This is a genomic window from Mesorhizobium sp. USDA 4775, assembly GCF_054062655.1.
Genome location: NZ_JBSSFM010000001.1, coordinates 406,089 through 422,185, shown reverse-complemented (window position 1 = coordinate 422,185; position 16,097 = coordinate 406,089). Strand labels below are relative to the sequence as shown.

Genomic DNA, 16,097 nt, shown 5'->3' with positions numbered 1-16,097 from the left:
ATTGCTCAGTGTTTTCTGGAAAGCTGCTTCGTTGCGCTTTCGAGCCCGGCCAGCGTCAGCGGGAACATGCGGCCGCCGAAGATGTCGCGGATCATGGTGATCGAATGGGTGTAGCCCCAGTTCTTTTCGCTTTCGGGGTTCAGCCATACCGCATTCGGCCATTGCTGCAGCAGGCGGCCGAGCCAGACGGCGCCGGCCTCCGGGTTCCAATGCTCGACCGAGCCGCCGGGGTGGGCGATCTCGTAAGGGCTCATCGAGGCGTCGCCGACAACGATCACCTTGTAGTCCTGGCCGTATTTGTGGAGGAGATCGAAGGTCGGGATCACCTCGGCATGGCGGCGGCGATTGTCCTTCCACACGCCCTCGTAGAGGCAGTTGTGGAAGTAAAAATATTCGAGCTGGCGGAATTCCGCACGCGCCGCCGAAAACAGCTCTTCAACACTTTTTATGTGGTCGTCCATCGAGCCGCCGACATCGAAGAACATCAAAAGCTTCACCGCGTTGCGCCGCTCGGGCCGCGTCTGCACGTCGAGATAGCCATGTTCGGCGGTGGCGTGGATGGTGCCGGGCAGGTCGAATTCCTCCTCGGCGCCCTCGCGCACCCAGCGGCGCAGCCGCTTCAGCGCGATCTTGATGTTGCGGGTGCCGAGCTCGACGGCATCGTCGAAATTGCGGAACTCGCGCTTGTCCCAGACCTTCACGGCGCGGCGGTTGCGGCTTTCGTGCTGGCCGATGCGCACGCCTTCGGGATTGTAGCCATAGGCGCCGAAGGGCGAGGTGCCGCCAGTGCCTATCCATTTCGAGCCGCCCTGATGGCGGCCTTTCTGCTCCTCCAGCCTTTGCTTCAAGGTCTCCATCAGCTTTTCGAAGCCACCGAGCGCCTCGACCAGCTTTTTCTCCTCCTCGGTCAAATGCTTTTCGGCAAGCCGGCGCAGCCACTCTTCCGGGATGTTGGCGACATCGACCGCATCCGGCCCGCCCAGCGCTTCAATGCCCTTGAAGACATGCGCGAACACCTGGTCGAAGCGGTCGATGTGGCGCTCGTCCTTCACCAGAGCGGCGCGGGCCAGGTAATAAAAACCCTCGACGTCATAGTCGACCAGCCCGGCTTCCAGTCCTTCCAGCAGTGACAGATATTCCCGGAGCGAGACGGGAACACGTGCGGCCTTCAGTTCGAGGAAGAAGGGGATGAACATTGTCTATCTACAGCAGATCATACTCGATGAAGCCGGTGCGGCGCGCCACGTGGTCGTAGAGCTTGCGCGCCGTGGCATTGGTTTCGTGCGTCATCCAGTAGACATTCTTGACGCCGATCTTTACCGCTTCCTGCTTTACGGCATTGATCAGCGCCGCACCGATGCCCTTGCCGCGCACGTCCGGGTCGGCGAACAAGTCCTGCAGGTAGCAGTTGTTTTTCTCGGACCAGCCTGAGCGATGGTAGAGATAGTGGGTGAGGCCGACCGCCTTGCCGTCGAGCGTGGCGATAAAACCCTTCGGCTCAAATTCGCCTTCCGTGAACAGCCGCTTCCAGGTGACGGCATAGACCTCTTCCGGCAGCCTGGTTTCATAGAAGGTAAGGTAGTCGGTCCACAGGCGCTTCCAGTCGGCGTGGTCGGACTGTGCGAGCGGGCGGACAATAGTCTCAGACATTTCATCTCCTCCGAAAGGTTCTGGCCGAAGCTGCCGTCCCGTCCCGCCCGCGGCAACGGTCCACGGTCGGGGAAAGCGCTATTGCTGTCGTCTGGCCATGAAAGCCAGCCGCTCGAACAGATGCACGTCCTGTTCGTTCTTCAACAGCGCGCCATGCAGTTTGGGCAATGCGTTCTTCGGGTCGGCGCGCAAATCCTCGGGCGCGATGTCGTCGGCGACCAGCAGGCGGATCCAGTCGAGCGCCTCGGAGGTCGACGGCTTCTTCTTCAGGCCGGGGACCTCGCGGATCTCGTAGAACTGGGTAAGTGCCGCGCGCACCAGATTCTGCTTGATACCGGGATAATGGACGTCGACGATCCTGTGCAGCGTGTCGACGTCGGGAAAGCGGATGTAGTGGAAGAAGCAGCGGCGCAGGAAGGCGTCCGGCAGTTCCTTCTCATTGTTGGAGGTGATGATGACGATCGGCCTGATAGCAGCGCGGATGGTCTCGCCGGTCTCGTAGACGAAGAACTCCATCCGGTCGAGTTCCTGCAGAAGGTCGTTGGGGAACTCGATGTCGGCCTTGTCGATCTCGTCGATGAGGAGCACAACCTTCTTGCCCGCCGCGAACGCCTCCCAGAGCTTGCCGCGCTTGATGTAGTTCTTGATGTCGTTGAACCTGGCATCGCCGAGCTGGCTGTCGCGCAGCCGCGACACGGCGTCATACTCGTAAAGGCCTTGCTGCGCCCGCGTCGTCGATTTGACGTGCCATTCGATGAGATCGAGGCCGAGGGCCGCCGCCACCTGACGGGCAAGCTCGGTCTTGCCAGTGCCGGGCTCGCCCTTGACCAGGAGGGGCCGCTCCAGCGCGATCGCCGCGTTGACGGCCACCATCAGATCCTTGTCGGCGACATAGGCCGCCGTGCCTTCGAAACGCATTTTTGCTCCTTGGTTCACCCTGTGACCGTAAGGACGCCGCCCGGCCTGTGCAAGGGTGCGGCGCGGATGGCGAATAAAGCCGCCGAGACTGCCGGTCTCACTGGCGCTCGACCGATGAGCGGCCTATATTGGACGGGACGGTCTGTGCTTCCCGGCAGGAGAACATTTTCCCCGGGGCCTTAACGATCCTTAGGGAGCTGTCCCTGGGAAGACCCGTGGGTTTTCTCACACGGCGCCCACCTACTTTGTAGGTTCCCGGGATCGCTCTCTCCACCGGTTGTGTGGATCGTCACTTCTTGCCCCTGTATCCACGCATTTCGGTGGATGATGCGGTGGAAAACGTCGCTCCCAACACGCAATCCCAATCCGGCCTTTTCTATCGTCCGCGCATGACATCTCTCAAAGACCAGAAAAAACAGCTGCGACTCCAGGCGCTTGGACGCCGCGATGCGCTCGATGAATTCTGGCGGGTGGAGATGGCGCTCGAAATGGCCGAGACGGCGCGCGATCATCTCGCCATCGAGCCCGGCCAGATCGTCTCCGGCTTCTGGCCGATGCGTTCGGAAGTCGACGTCAGGCCCTTGATGTTTGCCTTGCGTGAACAGGGCGCGAGGCTTTGCCTGCCCGCCATTCTCGACAAGACCACGATCGTCTTTCGCGAACTGGTGCGCGGCGCGCCGATGGTCGACATGGGCTTCGGCACGGTCGGGCCCCATGAAGAGGCCGAGGTGCTCGATCCCGAGGTGATGCTGGTGCCGCTCGCCGCCTTCGACGCGCGCGGCCACCGCATCGGCTATGGCGCCGGCTATTACGACCGCGCGATCGCGAAGCTCGTCGACAAGGGGCATACGCCCCGGCTGATCGGCATCGCCTTCGACTGCCAGGAGGTGGCACAGGTTCCGGACGAGAACCATGACGTGATCATCCCGGAAATACTCACCGAGAGCGGGTTGCGCCGCTTCACGCCAAAATTGTAGATAATGGAGGCATGATCTTTTCGCGGATGTCATGCAGCTTTTGCTTCGCTGACTTTCGGTGCGGGATCATATGAGACTTCTCTTCCTCGGTGACATGGTCGGAAAAACGGGACGCACGGCGGTGTGGGAACAACTGCCCGGCCTGATATCGGACTTCAAACTCGATTTTGTCATCGTCAATGGCGAGAATGCCGCCGGCGGCTTCGGCATCACCGAGGAGATCTTTCGCGAGACGATCGCGGCGGGCGCCGATGTCGTAACCACCGGCAATCATGTCTGGGATCAGCGCGATGCGCTGGCCTTCGCGCCGCGCGAAGAACGCTTCCTACGTCCGTCGAATTTTCCCAAAGGCACACCCGGGCGCGGCTCCGGCGTCTACATCGCCAGAAGCGGCGCGCGCGTGCTGGTCGCCAACATCATGGGCCGGGTGTTCATGCATCCCGAGCTCGACGATCCGTTCCAGGCCGGCGAACGCGAGCTTGCCGCCTGCCCGCTGGGCGAGCAGGCGGATGCGGTGGTGATCGACTTCCATGCCGAGGCAACCTCGGAAAAGATGTGCTTCGCGCATTTTGTCGACGGCCGCGCCAGCCTAGTCGTCGGCACCCACACCCACCAGCCGACCGCAGACCACCAGATACTCAATGGCGGCACCGGCTATCTGTCGGATGCCGGCATGTGCGGCGACTATGATTCCTCGCTCGGCATGGACAAGGAGGAACCGCTCAACCGGTTCCTGTCGAAAGTGCCGAAGGGGCGCTTCGAGGCAGCGACCGGCCCGGCGACCTTGTGTGGGGTCGGTGTCAATATTTCCGATCGTACCGGACTGACCGAGAAGATCGCGCCGTTTCGTCGCGGGCCCAGACTGGAAGAAACGGCTCCATCCTTCTGGTCATGACATTGATATAGGCGCGCGCAGTACCTAACTGCCGACGACATCTGCTTCAGATCGTTAAAAGAGGGGACAACGACCTCCATGCAGCTTATCGAATTTCTTGCGCCGCATTTTCAATTCGTTTCCGATCCAACCGCATGGGTCGCCTTGCTGACGCTGGTGGTGCTCGAGATTGTGCTCGGCATCGACAATCTGATCTTCATCTCGATCCTGACCAACAAGCTGCCGGAAGCGCAGCGGGCTCGCGCCCCGCCGGCTCGGCATTTCGGCGGCGCTGGTCATGCGGCTGGTGCTGCTGGCCACCATCTCGATCATCGTTCAGCTGACGACGCCGGTCTTCACCGCCTTCGGCCATGGCTTCTCCTGGCGCGACCTGATCCTGATCGCCGGCGGCCTGTTCCTGGTGTGGAAGGCGACCAAGGAGATCCATCACACGGTCGATCCCGACGACCACAAGGACACGATGATGGGTGAGACGCTCAAGATCTCGCTTGCCGGCGCGATCTTCCAGATCCTGCTGCTCGACCTCGTCTTTTCGATCGATTCAATCATCACCGCCGTCGGCATGACCGACGAGATCGCCATCATGTACATCGCCGTGATCGTGGCCGTCAGCGTGATGATGCTGGCGGCGGGTCCGCTGGCCAACTTCATCGCCAAGAACCCCAGCATCGTCATGCTGGCCCTGGGCTTCCTGTTGATGATCGGCATGACGCTGATCGCCGACGGCATGGGCTACCACGTGCCCAAGGGCTACATCTACGCGGCGATGGGTTTCTCGGCCCTGGTCGAGGGGCTCAACATGCTGGCGCGGCGGCGCAGGAAAGCGAAGCCCGGCGACGGGCATTGAGCATCGGGGTGCTGGGGCATCTAACGCCCCGGCACGCCCTTCGGGTGGCGGTCGCCAATCAGGCCGAGCGTCAGGCCTTGTTCCAGCCAGGCCTTGGCGCCGGCCAGCACCAGCGTGAAGCCACCGGTCGATCCGATCGCTTCCTTAACCTGCTCGTCGCCCGTCCCGGCGAAACCGAAGTTACGGACCTCGAGAAAGGTCGCATCCCCGGGCATTTCGTTGAAGGTCCAGACCACCGTGGTCGGCGGATCGCTCCATTGCATGACGATCCTTTCGTTCCTGACGATCTCGCTGGCCTTGGCGGTCGTCGAGACGCCATACATGCGCCATTCCCAGCGGACCTCCTTGCCGCTGTCCAGCCGGTCGCTGCCATGAGTGAACCAGAATTTGGTGGTGACGGCTGGATCGACGATGGCCTCGAACACTTCGGCGACAGGCCGCCGGATCAGCATGCCGGCTTCGGCTGTCGGGGTTTCGCGGATCTCCATGGCGGTCTCCTTTCTGGCCTTGGCGCTCACCAGGCGTCGGGCTCGCGCAGCATGTGGACGATGCTGGCCGGGTTGGTGATCCAGCCGCCGCGAAAGCCTTCGCCCAAGGGCTCGATGGCATCGCAACGCACGACGCCGGCCTCGGCGAGGTGTGCGGCAGCGGTCGTGAAATCCTCGGTGAACAGTTCCAGCCAGACCTCGGCTTGGCTAAACATCGGCGCCTCGTCGATCCATAGGCGGTTTGGCCCGAGCTCGAAGCCGATCGCCGGCGCCTTGGCGGTGAATGGCTTCAGGCCGACGATATCGCGGTAGAAGGCGATCGTCGCCTCAAACTGATGCGGCGGCACCTTCATGGCGATGTTGATGCCGCCGGTGATTTTCGTCGTCATTGCTGTCTCCATTGCGCTGCGCTTGGGTGTCTTCGTGATCGTTTCGGCCAGGTTCGGTCAGGCCAGGTTGACTTGCCAGGAGACACCAAACCTGTCGTTCAACCACGCAAAGCGGCGGCTGAAACCGTAATTGTCGGGTGGCATCAGGAACCCGCCATCCTTCGCCAGTGCGTCGACGATGCGGTCCAGTTCCTCCGAGGAGGAGCAGTCGATATAGAACGAGACCGACGGCGTGAAGCCGAAGGCGTGGTGCACGGGGCTGTTGAAGACCATGACGTCCAGGCCGGCGATCGAAGCGCGCGCCAGCTTCAGCGTCCCTTCCGGGCCATCCTCACCGGCGCCATAGCGGGTGATGTCGAGGATGTTGCTGCCGGGAATGGTCTCGCAATAAAGCGCCAACGCCTCCTCGGCCTTGCCCTCGAACATCAGGAACGGTGTTACTTTCGTCATCGCTGGCCTCCGTTTTCGCTGCTCAAACATTGGTCTCGTTGGCGGGTTCGCCCTTCATCTCGCTGCGGTAATAGCCGTCGCGCAGATTGATGCCGTATTCGACATAAGCCTTCATGCAGGCCAGCATCTGCGACCAACCCTCGCAGTTGAGGTAGGATTTCTTCAGGCCGACCGCGCCTTCCTGCCAGCCGCTTTCGGCGATGGTGACAAAGGTGCCGCCATCGTCCAGCTGTTCGAAATTCATCTCGATGCGGGTCTTGTAGGCCGGCTTGCCGTCGGCGTCGGTGGCGTCCCAGCGCAGCACGATACGGCTGTCCCTGACCACCTCGTCGACCTCGACCGGCACCGTGCCCCACCAGACGACGCTGGTGCCGGTCTTGAGCGGTGCGCTGGCGCCGCCGATGGTGGTGAAATAGCCGCTCAGCTTCCTGGGGTTGATGACGGCGTCGAAGACTTCGGCGACCGGTTTGCCGATGCGGCCGGAAACGCGGAATCCAAGAGACATATCCACAGCTCCATCCTTGATCGGTTCGACGATATGTTATATAAACATAACATGTCAAGTCGATCGCAGGATGACAATGTTTTCAAGGCGCTGGCGCACCCGCGCCGGCGCGAAATGCTCGATCGGCTGAGGGACGAACCGAAGACCACCGGTATGCTGTGCGATGCCTTCCCCGACATCGACCGCTGCACCGTCATGCTGCACCTCAAGGTGCTGGAGGAGGCGGAGCTGATCGTTGCGCGCCGCGACGGACGCGAGCGCTGGAACCATCTCAACGCGCTGCCGATCAAGCAGATCCACGACCGCTGGATCAGCCAGTATGCCGGCCATGCGCTCAGCATCATCGACCGGCTGAAGTCCGATCTGGAGGCATGAGCGCCTGTAGACGTCCTTGTTGGCTGCTGGCAGCACGGCGCGGCTGGACGAATTGAGCCGATTTATCTATAAGCCGGCCATTCCGACAGAGAACGCCGTGCTTCCACGGGTTGCACCTGGGACGCTCTGAAATTTGAATTCGAGCATTTTGCAAGGGCGAGGTGATCCACCTGGCTGCGAGATGCTCTAGCCGAACACGACAGGGGTGCCATGGCTGGCCATTCACAGTTCAAGAACATCATGCACCGCAAGGGCCGTCAGGACGCGGTGCGGTCGAAAATGTTTTCCAAGCTGGCGCGCGAAATCACCGTGGCCGCCAAGAGCGGCACGCCCGACCCATCGATGAACCCACGCCTGCGGCTGGCGATCCAGAACGCCAAGGCGGTGTCGATGCCGAAGGACAACATCCAGCGCGCCATCAACAAGGCGTCGATGGGCGATGCCGAAAACTACGAGGCCGTGCGCTATGAGGGCTATGGCCCAGGAGGCGTCGCCGTCATCGTCGAGGCGTTGACCGACAACCGCAACCGCTCGGCGTCGAATGTGCGCGCGGCCTTCACCAAGGCCGGCGGCGCGATGGGCGAAACCGGTTCGGTGTCCTTCATGTGGGACCGCGTCGGCGAGATCTATTATCCGGCATCGGCCGGCAGCGCCGACAAGGTCATGGAAGCGGCGATCGAGGCCGGCGCCGACGATGTCGAAAGCGACGAGGAAGGCCACACGATCTATTGCGCCTTCGAGAATCTCGGCGAGGTGTCGAAAGCACTGGAAGCCGCGCTCGGCGAAGCTGAATCAGTGAAGCTGATCTGGCGGCCGCAGAACAATGTTCCGGTCGACGAGGAACGGGCACAGTCGCTGATGAAGCTGGTCGCCACGCTCGAGGACGACGATGACGTGCAAAGCGTCTACGCCAACTTCGAAGTCGACGACGAGACCTTGGCCAAGCTCAGCGCGGCGTGATCGGTTGGGATGACCAAGGCTCAATCGATATGAGCGAAGCTCAATCCGATAGGAGCGAGACGCCGTCGCCCGCCATCCGCATCACCTATTGCACGCAGTGCCAGTGGCTGCTGCGTGCCGGCTGGATGGCGCAGGAACTGCTCTCGACCTTCGGCACAGATCTCGGCGAAGTGGCGCTTGTGCCTGGCACCGGCGGCGTCTTCACCATCTCCTGCAATGATGTTTTCATCTGGGATCGCAAGCGCGACGGCGGCTTTCCCGATGCGGCAAAACTCAAGCAGCTGGTGCGCGACGTGGTCGACCCCGATCGCGATCTCGGTCATTCCGACCGCAAGGGCCACACGTCAAAGGGGCACACGCAAAAAGACCCCGCCTGAGCGGGGCCCAGCGGGGCCCTTTGTGTTTCGCAAGGCCTCTTCACAGCAATGCGAAGATAAAGCAGGCCATCGCCACGATGGCGGTGATGGTGCGGACGTGGTTCCACATCACCCATTGGCTCAGATGGTTGGCCCACACGGCGGCGCCATTGCTGCTGGCCGGATCGATGGCGGCAAGCGCATCGTTGAGCGGCACGTTGAAGACCATGGTCACGATAGGGTTGCCGATCACGTAGAGCACCGCACCGGCAAGCAGCCAGTACGAGCCGGACTGGCTCCAGCCCATGAGGGCGGCCGCGATAAGCACCAGACAGAGCAGGCCGGTGCCGAAAAGCGCCGTCATGAAAGTCGGCGTGATCACCGTGATGTTGATCGAATTCATCGCGGCGATGCCTTGCGGGACGGGCAGCCGGGCAAGTGCTGCCATGACGAAGTTGGAAAAGGCGAAGAAGACGCCGCCGACGACGCCCGAGCCGATTGCGGCGATGATGGTGAGGGCGGGAACAAGCTTGCTCATCTCAGTTACTCCAGATGCCTGTTGCGGCGGTTTCGGTTGCGTAGGCGGAAAAGTCTTTCGGTGCGCGGCCGAGCACGCGTTGGACGCCGTCGGTGAGCGATTCGTTGCGGCCGTCGAGCACCTTGGTGAACAGCTCATCGAGCAGCCAGACGATTTCGGGTGGCAGTTCATGCGACGCGACGGCGGCGGTGAACTCGTCATGCGAATTTCTGACGAAGCGGATGTCGCGCCCGACCGCCTTGGCAATCTCGGCGACCGCGTCGGCAAAGCTCAACAGCCGCGGCCCGGTAAGCTCATAGAGCTGGCCGACATGACCGGGCTCAGTCAGCACCGCTTCGGCGGCGTCAGCGATGTCGTCGACATCGACAAAGGGTTCGCCGACAGGTCCGACCGGCAGTGCCACTTCGCCCGCCAGCAGCGGCTCGACGAGGAAGCCTTCGCTGAAATTCTGCGAGAACCATGCGCAGCGCAGGATCGTCCAGTCGGCCCCGGAAGCCTTCAGCATCTCTTCGGCGCGCTGCGCCTCATGCTCGCCGCGGCCCGACAACAGCACCAGCCGGCGAACGCCATGCTCCATGGCAAGGCGGGTGAAGGCATCGATCACTTCGGCGGCGCCCGGCACGGCGATGTCGGGATAGTAGCTGATGTAGACCGCGCTGACGTCCTCGAGTGCGGGAGCCCAGCTTGCGGGAACCTCCCAGTCGAAGCGCGGCGTGCCGGAACGGGAGCCGATCCGTACCGGAATGCCGCGCGCCGTCAGCCGCTCGGCAAGACGGCGGCCGGTTTTGCCGGTGCCGCCGAGGATCAGGATTGGTTTGGTTTCGGTCATGGTGGTTTTCCTTTTCGCAGAACATGAGTAATCCTCATATTTGCAAAACGTGATAAACCCTCGTATTTTGCGAGTCAAGCCATTTCCCTCGGCGTTCGTGCCGAATGCGTTGTTGGAGACAGTCCATGGAAGGCAAGCCGGCCAACGAGCAGATCGCTTCGCCACGACGGGCGCCAAGCCAGCAGCGCAGCCGCGAGCGGGTGGAGCGCATGCTGGCGGCCGCCTCGGCGCTGATTACCGAGCAAGGCAGCGATGCCATGCGCATGGGCGAAGTCGCCGAACGGGCAGGGGTGTCGATCGGCTCGCTCTACCAGTTCTTTCCCGACAAGCGGGCGATCATCTGGGCGCTGGCAGAGCGCTACACCGCCGAGAGCCAGGCCTGCATCTCGGCCGCGCTCAAGGATGTCGGCGACGCCGAAGGCCTGCGGCGGGCTTTCTCGGAGTTGGTCGATATCTATTACGGGCTATTCCTGGCCGAACCGGTGATGCGCGACATCTGGTCGGGCACGCAGGCAGACCAGGCGCTGCGTCAGCTCGAACTCGCCGACAGCCGGGCCAATGCCGAATTCCTGGTGGCGGTGCTGAGGCGATTGCGTCCCGGCGCCGACCCTGTCTCGCTGGAGACCACGGCGTTCCTCGTCTGGCAAATGGGCGAGGCAGCGATGCGGCTGGCCATCTCGGTCGAGCGGCAGGAGGGCGACAGGCTGGTGGCAGCCTACAAGCGCATGGCGCTGCGGGAATTGTTGGACGGGTAGAATGCCTCCCCATCCTCCCCCTCGTGGGGGTTCGAAGGACGGGCGAAACCCGCGCCCCGCCCCCGGCAAGTCGGTGTGCGAAGGGGCGGCGTCAGACCCGCACCCAGACCCTCGGTCCCCCTCACTACAAGGGGGAGTTCGGGGGATGAGGGCCAGCTCGAGTCGCGTCACCTCATCGCAACAAAAAAACCCGCCACAAGAGGCGGGTTTTTGATCTGCGACAATGCCGAAGTGGGCTTAGAGGCCGAAACCTTCGAAACGCTTCTTGAACTTGGAGAGGCGGCCGCCGCGGTCGAGCAGGGTCTGCTGGCCGCCGGTCCAGGCCGGGTGGGTGGTCGGGTCGATATCGAGGTTCATCGTATCGCCTTCCTTGCCCCAGGTCGAACGGGTCGTGTATTCGGTGCCGTCGGTCATGACGACCTTGATGGTGTGGTAGTCGGGATGGATAGCGCTCTTCATGGTTCGGTTCCTGGCTTGTCGACGCGGCTGACGGGCATAAGCCTGCGTCGATGCGCCTCTTTTTAAAACTCGAAGCCGTAGCTATTGAGTAGCCACGGCTTCTAAAACGGTCGGCGAGCCTATACATCAGCCGAAATTGAATCACAAGGCCGCGTCAACCGCATATTGATGGCGCGCACGAAAAGGGCCAGAGGAAAACGGTCATGGCGGACATCAGTGGCGATGCGGACGAGCGTCGGCGCTCGCTCAAGCCGCTCAGGCGCCTGTTCCCCTATCTTGGCCGCTACCGGAAACTGGTGGTCGGCGCGGTGATCTCGCTGACGGTCGCGGCGGCGACGACGCTGGCCTTGCCGCTGGCGGTGCGGCGCATGATCGACCACGGCTTTTCGGCATCGGATTCCAGCTTCATCGCCGAATATTTCGGCATGCTGGTGGTGATGGCCGCGGTGCTGGCGGCGGCGTCGGCCTGCCGCTACTATTTCGTCATCACGCTCGGCGAACGTGTTGTTGCCGACATACGCAACGACGTGTTCAGCCATGTGACGACCCTGTCGCCATCCTTCTTCGATACGTCGCAGTCGGGAGAGATCGTATCGCGGCTTGCGGCCGATACGACGCAGGTCAAATCGGCGGTCGGCGCCACCGCCTCGGTCGCGTTGCGCAACGTCATCCTCGGCCTCGGAGCCGTGGCGATGATGGTCTTCACCAGCCCGAAGCTGTCCGGCCTGGTCATTGCCGCCATCCCCGTCATCGTCTTGCCGCTGGTCGCCTTTGGGCGCTCGGTGCGTCGCAAATCGCGGCTGGCGCAAGACACGTTGGCCAATGCGACGGCCTATGCCAGCGAGCAGATCGGCGCGGTGCGTACACTGCAGGCCTTCACCAATGAAAGACTGGTCACCGGTCGCTTTTCGTCCGCCGTGGAGGCTGCCTTCGAGGCGGCGCGCGCCTCGATCTTTGCACGCTCGTTCCTCACTTTCTTCGCCATCTTCATGATCTTTTCCTCTGTCGTGGCGGTGCTGTGGTTCGGTTCGCGCGACGTGCTCGAAGGCACGCTGTCGCCGGGCACGCTTGGCCAGTTCCTGCTCTATTCGGTGTTCGCCGCCGGCGCGCTCGGCGCGCTGTCGGAAGTCTGGGGCGAACTTTCCCAGGCGGCGGGTGCGGCCGAGCGGCTGACCGAGATCCTGGCCGAAAAGCCGGCGATCCAGGCGCCGTCCGATCCGAAGCCGCTGCCGGCGGTCGCCAAGGGCGCGATCGTCTTCGACAACGTCTCCTTCTCCTATCCGGCGCGACCCGACCGTGCCGCCGTCCACGGCCTGAGTTTCCAGGTCATGCCCGGCGAGACGGTGGCCATTGTCGGCCCCTCGGGAGCCGGCAAGAGCACCGTGTTTTCGCTGATCCTGCGCTTCTACGATCCCGAAAGCGGCCGGATCCTGATCGATGGCGTCGACGTGCGCGAAGCCGATCCGGTTTCGGTGCGCGAGCGCATCGCCATCGTGCCGCAGGACGTCACCGTCTTCGCGGCGAGCGCGCGCGACAATATCGGCTTCGGCCGACCGGGTGCCAGCGAAGCCGAGATCGAGGCGGCGGCGAAGGACGCGCTGGCCGACGAATTCATCCTCAAGCTCGAGAACGGCTATGACAGCCAGGTCGGCGAGCGCGGCGTCACGCTGTCCGGCGGCCAGCGCCAGCGCGTGGCGATCGCCCGCGCCATCCTGCGCGACGCGCCGATCCTGCTGCTCGACGAGGCCACCTCGGCGCTGGATGCCGAAAGCGAGACGCTGGTGCAGACAGCGCTGGAACGGCTGATGCAAGGCCGCACCACCATCGTCATCGCCCACCGGCTGGCGACGGTGCTGAAGGCCGACAGGATCCTGGTCATGGATGGCGGCCGCATCGTCGAGGAAGGCACGCATCAGAGCCTGGTCGCCAGGGGCGGCATCTATGCCAGGCTGGCCAAGCTGCAGTTCGAGACCGGCGCCAGCGCCTTCAGGGGCGCGGCGGAGTAGACAGGCGCTTCTGTCCTGTCGGTTCCTTCGATCGCTTTACGCGGTTCCATACCGTTTGCGCAGGTGATCGACGAAATACACGGCGTTGAGCTTTTCGCCGGTGGCGCGTTCGAGCAGGTCCGACGTCGACCAGCGCGAGCCCTGCGACCATATCTTCTTGCGGCGCCAGTCATTGATGGCGGTGAAATTGCCTTTCGCGAGATCGTCATCGGCTGAGGGATGTTCGCGCGTCAGCGCGGCCCATTGCTGCGCCGCCATCATCGCGCCCAGCGTATAGGACGGGAAGTAGCCGAAGGCGGCACCCGGCCAGTGCACGTCCTGCATCGGCCCGTCGGCCGGGTTGTCCAACGTGGAGAGGCCGAGATAGTCGCGCATCTTGGCGTCCCAGGCTTCGGGCAAATCGGCAACCTCGAGCCTGCCCGAGACCAGTTCCTGCTCCAGTTCGTAGCGCAGGATAACGTGCAGGGGATAGGTCACCTCGTCGGCGTCGACGCGGATCAGCCCGCGCTCGACGCGATGCACATGCGGCAGGAGATCGTCGAGCGACCAGGCCTCGCCGAGATGTTTGTCCACCACCGGCAGCGCCCAGCGCCAGAAGGCGGGGTTGCGGCCGATCTGCTTTTCGACGAACAGGCTCTGGCTCTCATGCACGGCCATGCCGCGCGCCTTACCGAGCGGCCAGTGCGACCACGCCTTCGGCAGGTTCTGTTCATAGAGCGCATGGCCGGTCTCGTGCAGCACGCCCATCAGTGCCGACAGGAAATCCGACGTCTTGTAACGGGTGGTGATGCGCACGTCGCTGGGCACGCCGCCGCAGAAGGGATGGTGCGACACCGACAGCGAGCCGTGCGTCAGGTCGAAGCCGACGGCTGCCATCATGGCAAGGCCAAGTTCGCGCTGCTTGTCGATCGCGTAGGTGCCGGAGAGCGGCTTCAGCGGATGCTTGCGCAGCCGCGCTTCCTGGATCGCCAGAGCCTCCGGGACGAAGCCTTTGAGGAAGGCTTTCAAATCGGCGAAGACGGGCGTGATGTCTGATGTACGGTTGCCGGGGTCGAATTGCTCCATCAGCGCATCGTAAGGGGCAAGGCCGAGCACGTGGGAGCGCAGGGCCGCCTCTTCGCGCACCAGCGCCACCACGCTTTCGAGCGCCGGCTGGAAGCCCGCCCAGTCGTTCTTGGCGCGCAGGTCACGCCACAGCTGCTCGCAGCGCATGCGCGCCGTCGTCTGGCGTTCGACGAATTCGACCGGCAGGCAGGTCAGGTTGGTGTATTGCCGCCGCAGTTCGCCGAGCGCCGCACGCTGCTCGTCGTCGAGCGCCTCGCCTTCGGCGGCGGCGATCCAATCGGCGACTTCCGGGGCGGTCGCCCTGGTGTGGTACATGCCGGCGAGTGCCGCCATCGCCTCGGCGCGCTTCTCGCCGCCACCGACGGCCATATGCGTGGCTTCGTCGGCGCCGAGGATGGCCAGCGCATGCTCAAGCGCTTCGAGCTTGTGGCCGAGGTCATCGAGTTTCTGAAAGGACATGGCGGCTTCCGTGATTGAGACGGCGCGAAAAGACACCAACGCAAAAGCGTTGGCAACCCTCAGAGCGGTTCACCGTTCCATGGAAACGGCAAGCCGCTCTAACTCTTTGTTTTGATGCAATTCCCAAGGGAAAGCGCTGCGCGCTTTTCCCGGGAAAACCGCCTCACACTTTTCCTGGAATTGCTCAGATACCGCCCGGCGGATGCACCTTGCGCAAGCGATGCCAGACATGAAATGCTGCCGGCAACGCGTGAAGGGGGAGCAAATGATCGGCAACATCCTGGTCGGGCTGGTGGCCTTGATCCATGTCTACATCGTCTATCTCGAGATGGTGCTTTGGGACACGCCTCGCGGGCACAAGACATTTCGCCTGACGCCCGAATTCGCTAACGCATCGAAGGTGCTCGCGGCCAATCAGGGCCTCTATAACGGATTTCTCGCGGCCGGCCTGATCTGGGGGCTGTACCTCGGCGCCGCCGGTTTTCAGGTCAAGGTCTTCTTCCTGTTGTGCGTCGCCATTGCCGGCCTCTACGGCGCGGCAACGGTCGGCCGCAAGATCCTGTTCATCCAGACCGTGCCGGCGGTGGTCGCCCTGATCGCGATCTGGCTTGGTTGGTAGGCAAGCCGGGCTGGTGAGGAAAAAGGACGCCCGCGGGATTGGGGTCCCGAAGGCGCCAGATGGTCCCTTCCTCTTGGACCTTGCCGGATGGCTTCAGCCGTTCGGATAGGTTCCGCCGTCGGCGCCATCACCCATCAGGAAACCGCTGCCGGTGTCGACCCGCAGCTGCTGGTCGACATTGTCGAGACGGCGCAGCAGGTCATGATACTGCGCGGCCGGAATCCTGCCGTGATCCGACGCGGCTATCTTCTCGGCCGCCTGGCTGATGCGGGCGGTACGCATCTCCAGGCGCTCCGCCACCGCCGGAGTGATGTTGTTGGCCTGCCTGGCGTCGACGATGCCGTGGCGGACACCCTGGACCTGTTCGATGAGAGCCTCGACGCGCGGGCCGGTCATGTCTGTCGGGTCCGTCGCGTCGAGAGCGCCCTTGTGATGACCCGCGGCATAGGCGCCGGCGAGCGGAATGGCGATAAAGAATGCGGTCAATGCTGCAGTTCTGAGCGTAGGGTTAAAAGAGCGCATCGTCGCGTCTCCTCCAGAAGAGGAAGGCAGCGGTT

Annotated in this window: 20 protein-coding genes, 1 other RNA gene and 1 pseudogene; 10 read left to right on the top strand and 12 right to left on the bottom strand. The window is 63.1% G+C overall.

All coding sequences use genetic code 11. The features are described 5' to 3' along the window. Window positions 1-5: 5 nt before the first annotated feature. From ACVILI_RS02160 to ACVILI_RS02150, 3 genes are all read right to left on the bottom strand, one after another. The gene (locus ACVILI_RS02160) at window positions 6-1,196 is read right to left on the bottom strand and encodes a vWA domain-containing protein (RefSeq protein ID WP_038650308.1); all 1,191 of its coding nucleotides are present in this window, start codon (window positions 1,194-1,196) and stop codon (window positions 6-8) included. Window positions 1,197-1,203: 7 nt separating this feature from the next. After that, the gene (locus ACVILI_RS02155; protein ID WP_038650305.1) at window positions 1,204-1,650 is read right to left on the bottom strand and encodes a GNAT family N-acetyltransferase; all 447 of its coding nucleotides are present in this window, start codon (window positions 1,648-1,650) and stop codon (window positions 1,204-1,206) included. Window positions 1,651-1,728: 78 nt separating this feature from the next. Next, window positions 1,729-2,568 carry an AAA family ATPase gene (locus ACVILI_RS02150; protein ID WP_027047501.1) on the bottom strand — a complete coding sequence of 280 codons (840 nt, stop codon included), beginning with the start codon at window positions 2,566-2,568 and terminating at the stop codon, window positions 1,729-1,731. Window positions 2,569-2,704: 136 nt separating this feature from the next. Here ACVILI_RS02150 and ssrS point away from each other — a divergent pair. The 4 genes and pseudogenes from ssrS to ACVILI_RS02130 all read left to right on the top strand — a co-directional run bounded on the left by ssrS (window position 2,705) and on the right by ACVILI_RS02130 (window position 5,287). Continuing rightward, a non-coding RNA gene (ssrS, locus tag ACVILI_RS02145) (6S RNA) lies at window positions 2,705-2,860 on the top strand. 97 nt (window positions 2,861-2,957) lie between these two features. Further along, window positions 2,958-3,545, top strand: coding sequence for a 5-formyltetrahydrofolate cyclo-ligase (locus ACVILI_RS02140; RefSeq protein ID WP_027047500.1), 588 nt, complete (start codon window positions 2,958-2,960; stop codon window positions 3,543-3,545). A gap of 70 nt (window positions 3,546-3,615) precedes the next feature. After that, window positions 3,616-4,440 (top strand): TIGR00282 family metallophosphoesterase, encoded by an 825-nt coding sequence (locus ACVILI_RS02135; RefSeq protein WP_019861780.1) that lies wholly within the window; start codon window positions 3,616-3,618, stop codon window positions 4,438-4,440. 78 nt (window positions 4,441-4,518) lie between these two features. After that, window positions 4,519-5,287: pseudogene (locus tag ACVILI_RS02130) on the top strand (TerC family protein). Window positions 5,288-5,307: 20 nt separating this feature from the next. On the opposite strand, the gene ACVILI_RS02125 reads toward ACVILI_RS02130, so the two are convergent. From ACVILI_RS02125 to ACVILI_RS02110, 4 genes are read right to left on the bottom strand one after another with little or no spacing between them, the layout of a single operon-like run. After that, window positions 5,308-5,775: an SRPBCC family protein gene (locus tag ACVILI_RS02125; RefSeq protein ID WP_027047499.1), complete on the bottom strand. Its 468-nt coding sequence runs from the start codon at window positions 5,773-5,775 to the stop codon at window positions 5,308-5,310. A gap of 26 nt (window positions 5,776-5,801) precedes the next feature. Further along, window positions 5,802-6,164, bottom strand: a complete 363-nt coding sequence (locus tag ACVILI_RS02120) for a glyoxalase/bleomycin resistance/dioxygenase family protein (protein WP_038650302.1) — start codon at window positions 6,162-6,164, stop codon at window positions 5,802-5,804. Window positions 6,165-6,221: 57 nt separating this feature from the next. Then, window positions 6,222-6,614 (bottom strand): VOC family protein, encoded by a 393-nt coding sequence (locus ACVILI_RS02115; RefSeq protein WP_457102294.1) that lies wholly within the window; start codon window positions 6,612-6,614, stop codon window positions 6,222-6,224. 22 nt (window positions 6,615-6,636) lie between these two features. After that, a complete protein-coding gene (locus ACVILI_RS02110; protein WP_038650300.1) occupies window positions 6,637-7,119 on the bottom strand; it encodes an SRPBCC domain-containing protein in 483 nt (160 codons plus the stop codon). A 51-nt stretch (window positions 7,120-7,170) separates the two neighbouring features. Here ACVILI_RS02110 and ACVILI_RS02105 point away from each other — a divergent pair, with 51 nt between their 5' ends. From ACVILI_RS02105 to ACVILI_RS02095, 3 genes are all read left to right on the top strand, one after another. Further along, a complete protein-coding gene (locus ACVILI_RS02105; RefSeq protein WP_019861773.1) occupies window positions 7,171-7,494 on the top strand; it encodes an ArsR/SmtB family transcription factor in 324 nt (107 codons plus the stop codon). A gap of 210 nt (window positions 7,495-7,704) precedes the next feature. Further along, on the top strand, window positions 7,705-8,454 hold the full coding sequence (locus ACVILI_RS02100) for a YebC/PmpR family DNA-binding transcriptional regulator (protein WP_010912066.1): 750 nt from the start codon (window positions 7,705-7,707) through the stop codon (window positions 8,452-8,454). Window positions 8,455-8,483: 29 nt separating this feature from the next. After that, window positions 8,484-8,831: a SelT/SelW/SelH family protein gene (locus ACVILI_RS02095; RefSeq protein WP_038650297.1), complete on the top strand. Its 348-nt coding sequence runs from the start codon at window positions 8,484-8,486 to the stop codon at window positions 8,829-8,831. 40 nt (window positions 8,832-8,871) lie between these two features. Here ACVILI_RS02095 and ACVILI_RS02090 read toward each other — a convergent pair whose 3' ends face one another. Both ACVILI_RS02090 and ACVILI_RS02085 read right to left on the bottom strand, forming a co-directional pair. Beyond that, on the bottom strand, window positions 8,872-9,348 hold the full coding sequence (locus tag ACVILI_RS02090) for an anthrone oxygenase family protein (RefSeq protein WP_038650294.1): 477 nt from the start codon (window positions 9,346-9,348) through the stop codon (window positions 8,872-8,874). Between the two features lies 1 nt (window position 9,349). Then, entirely contained in the window at window positions 9,350-10,177 is an 828-nt protein-coding gene (locus ACVILI_RS02085; RefSeq protein WP_038650292.1) for an NAD(P)H-binding protein, read from the bottom strand. Between the two features lie 125 nt (window positions 10,178-10,302). On the opposite strand from ACVILI_RS02085, the gene ACVILI_RS02080 reads away from it, so the two are divergent. Continuing rightward, window positions 10,303-10,932 (top strand): TetR/AcrR family transcriptional regulator, encoded by a 630-nt coding sequence (locus tag ACVILI_RS02080; protein ID WP_019861769.1) that lies wholly within the window; start codon window positions 10,303-10,305, stop codon window positions 10,930-10,932. 237 nt (window positions 10,933-11,169) lie between these two features. Here ACVILI_RS02080 and rpmE read toward each other — a convergent pair whose 3' ends face one another. Next, window positions 11,170-11,391, bottom strand: coding sequence for a 50S ribosomal protein L31 (gene rpmE, locus ACVILI_RS02075; RefSeq protein WP_010912060.1), 222 nt, complete (start codon window positions 11,389-11,391; stop codon window positions 11,170-11,172). A 203-nt stretch (window positions 11,392-11,594) separates the two neighbouring features. On the opposite strand from rpmE, the gene ACVILI_RS02070 reads away from it, so the two are divergent. Further along, complete coding sequence (locus ACVILI_RS02070) at window positions 11,595-13,397, top strand: ABC transporter transmembrane domain-containing protein (RefSeq protein ID WP_240564707.1); 1,803 nt, start codon at window positions 11,595-11,597, stop codon at window positions 13,395-13,397. A 36-nt stretch (window positions 13,398-13,433) separates the two neighbouring features. Here ACVILI_RS02070 and ACVILI_RS02065 read toward each other — a convergent pair whose 3' ends face one another. Further along, window positions 13,434-14,921: a carboxypeptidase M32 gene (locus tag ACVILI_RS02065; protein ID WP_038653484.1), complete on the bottom strand. Its 1,488-nt coding sequence runs from the start codon at window positions 14,919-14,921 to the stop codon at window positions 13,434-13,436. Between the two features lie 265 nt (window positions 14,922-15,186). On the opposite strand from ACVILI_RS02065, the gene ACVILI_RS02060 reads away from it, so the two are divergent. After that, the gene (locus ACVILI_RS02060; RefSeq protein ID WP_038650288.1) at window positions 15,187-15,540 is read left to right on the top strand and encodes a DUF1304 domain-containing protein; all 354 of its coding nucleotides are present in this window, start codon (window positions 15,187-15,189) and stop codon (window positions 15,538-15,540) included. 93 nt (window positions 15,541-15,633) lie between these two features. On the opposite strand, the gene ACVILI_RS02055 is transcribed toward ACVILI_RS02060, so the two are convergent. Continuing rightward, a complete protein-coding gene (locus tag ACVILI_RS02055; RefSeq protein ID WP_019861764.1) occupies window positions 15,634-16,062 on the bottom strand; it encodes a hypothetical protein in 429 nt (142 codons plus the stop codon). Between the last annotated feature and the right edge of the window lie 35 nt (window positions 16,063-16,097).

Bases quoted from the DNA above. Each gene is read 5' to 3' on its own strand.
- ACVILI_RS02100 (WP_010912066.1), top strand. From the start codon at position 7,705: ATGGCTGGCCATTCACAGTTCAAGAACATCATGCACCGCAAGGGCCGT.
- ACVILI_RS02115 (WP_457102294.1), bottom strand. From the start codon at position 6,614: ATGACGAAAGTAACACCGTTCCTGATGTTCGAGGGCAAGGCCGAGGAG.
- ACVILI_RS02110 (WP_038650300.1), bottom strand. From the start codon at position 7,119: ATGTCTCTTGGATTCCGCGTTTCCGGCCGCATCGGCAAACCGGTCGCC.
- ACVILI_RS02060 (WP_038650288.1), top strand. From the start codon at position 15,187: ATGATCGGCAACATCCTGGTCGGGCTGGTGGCCTTGATCCATGTCTAC.
- ACVILI_RS02135 (WP_019861780.1), top strand. From the start codon at position 3,616: ATGAGACTTCTCTTCCTCGGTGACATGGTCGGAAAAACGGGACGCACG.
- ACVILI_RS02070 (WP_240564707.1), top strand. From the start codon at position 11,595: ATGGCGGACATCAGTGGCGATGCGGACGAGCGTCGGCGCTCGCTCAAG.
- ACVILI_RS02150 (WP_027047501.1), bottom strand. From the start codon at position 2,568: ATGCGTTTCGAAGGCACGGCGGCCTATGTCGCCGACAAGGATCTGATG.
- ACVILI_RS02105 (WP_019861773.1), top strand. From the start codon at position 7,171: ATGTCAAGTCGATCGCAGGATGACAATGTTTTCAAGGCGCTGGCGCAC.
- ACVILI_RS02160 (WP_038650308.1), bottom strand. From the start codon at position 1,196: ATGTTCATCCCCTTCTTCCTCGAACTGAAGGCCGCACGTGTTCCCGTC.
- ACVILI_RS02095 (WP_038650297.1), top strand. From the start codon at position 8,484: ATGAGCGAAGCTCAATCCGATAGGAGCGAGACGCCGTCGCCCGCCATC.
- rpmE (WP_010912060.1), bottom strand. From the start codon at position 11,391: ATGAAGAGCGCTATCCATCCCGACTACCACACCATCAAGGTCGTCATG.
- ACVILI_RS02065 (WP_038653484.1), bottom strand. From the start codon at position 14,921: ATGTCCTTTCAGAAACTCGATGACCTCGGCCACAAGCTCGAAGCGCTT.
- ACVILI_RS02125 (WP_027047499.1), bottom strand. From the start codon at position 5,775: ATGGAGATCCGCGAAACCCCGACAGCCGAAGCCGGCATGCTGATCCGG.
- ACVILI_RS02090 (WP_038650294.1), bottom strand. From the start codon at position 9,348: ATGAGCAAGCTTGTTCCCGCCCTCACCATCATCGCCGCAATCGGCTCG.
- ACVILI_RS02085 (WP_038650292.1), bottom strand. From the start codon at position 10,177: ATGACCGAAACCAAACCAATCCTGATCCTCGGCGGCACCGGCAAAACC.
- ACVILI_RS02140 (WP_027047500.1), top strand. From the start codon at position 2,958: ATGACATCTCTCAAAGACCAGAAAAAACAGCTGCGACTCCAGGCGCTT.
- ACVILI_RS02155 (WP_038650305.1), bottom strand. From the start codon at position 1,650: ATGTCTGAGACTATTGTCCGCCCGCTCGCACAGTCCGACCACGCCGAC.
- ACVILI_RS02120 (WP_038650302.1), bottom strand. From the start codon at position 6,164: ATGACGACGAAAATCACCGGCGGCATCAACATCGCCATGAAGGTGCCG.
- ACVILI_RS02055 (WP_019861764.1), bottom strand. From the start codon at position 16,062: ATGCGCTCTTTTAACCCTACGCTCAGAACTGCAGCATTGACCGCATTC.
- ACVILI_RS02080 (WP_019861769.1), top strand. From the start codon at position 10,303: ATGGAAGGCAAGCCGGCCAACGAGCAGATCGCTTCGCCACGACGGGCG.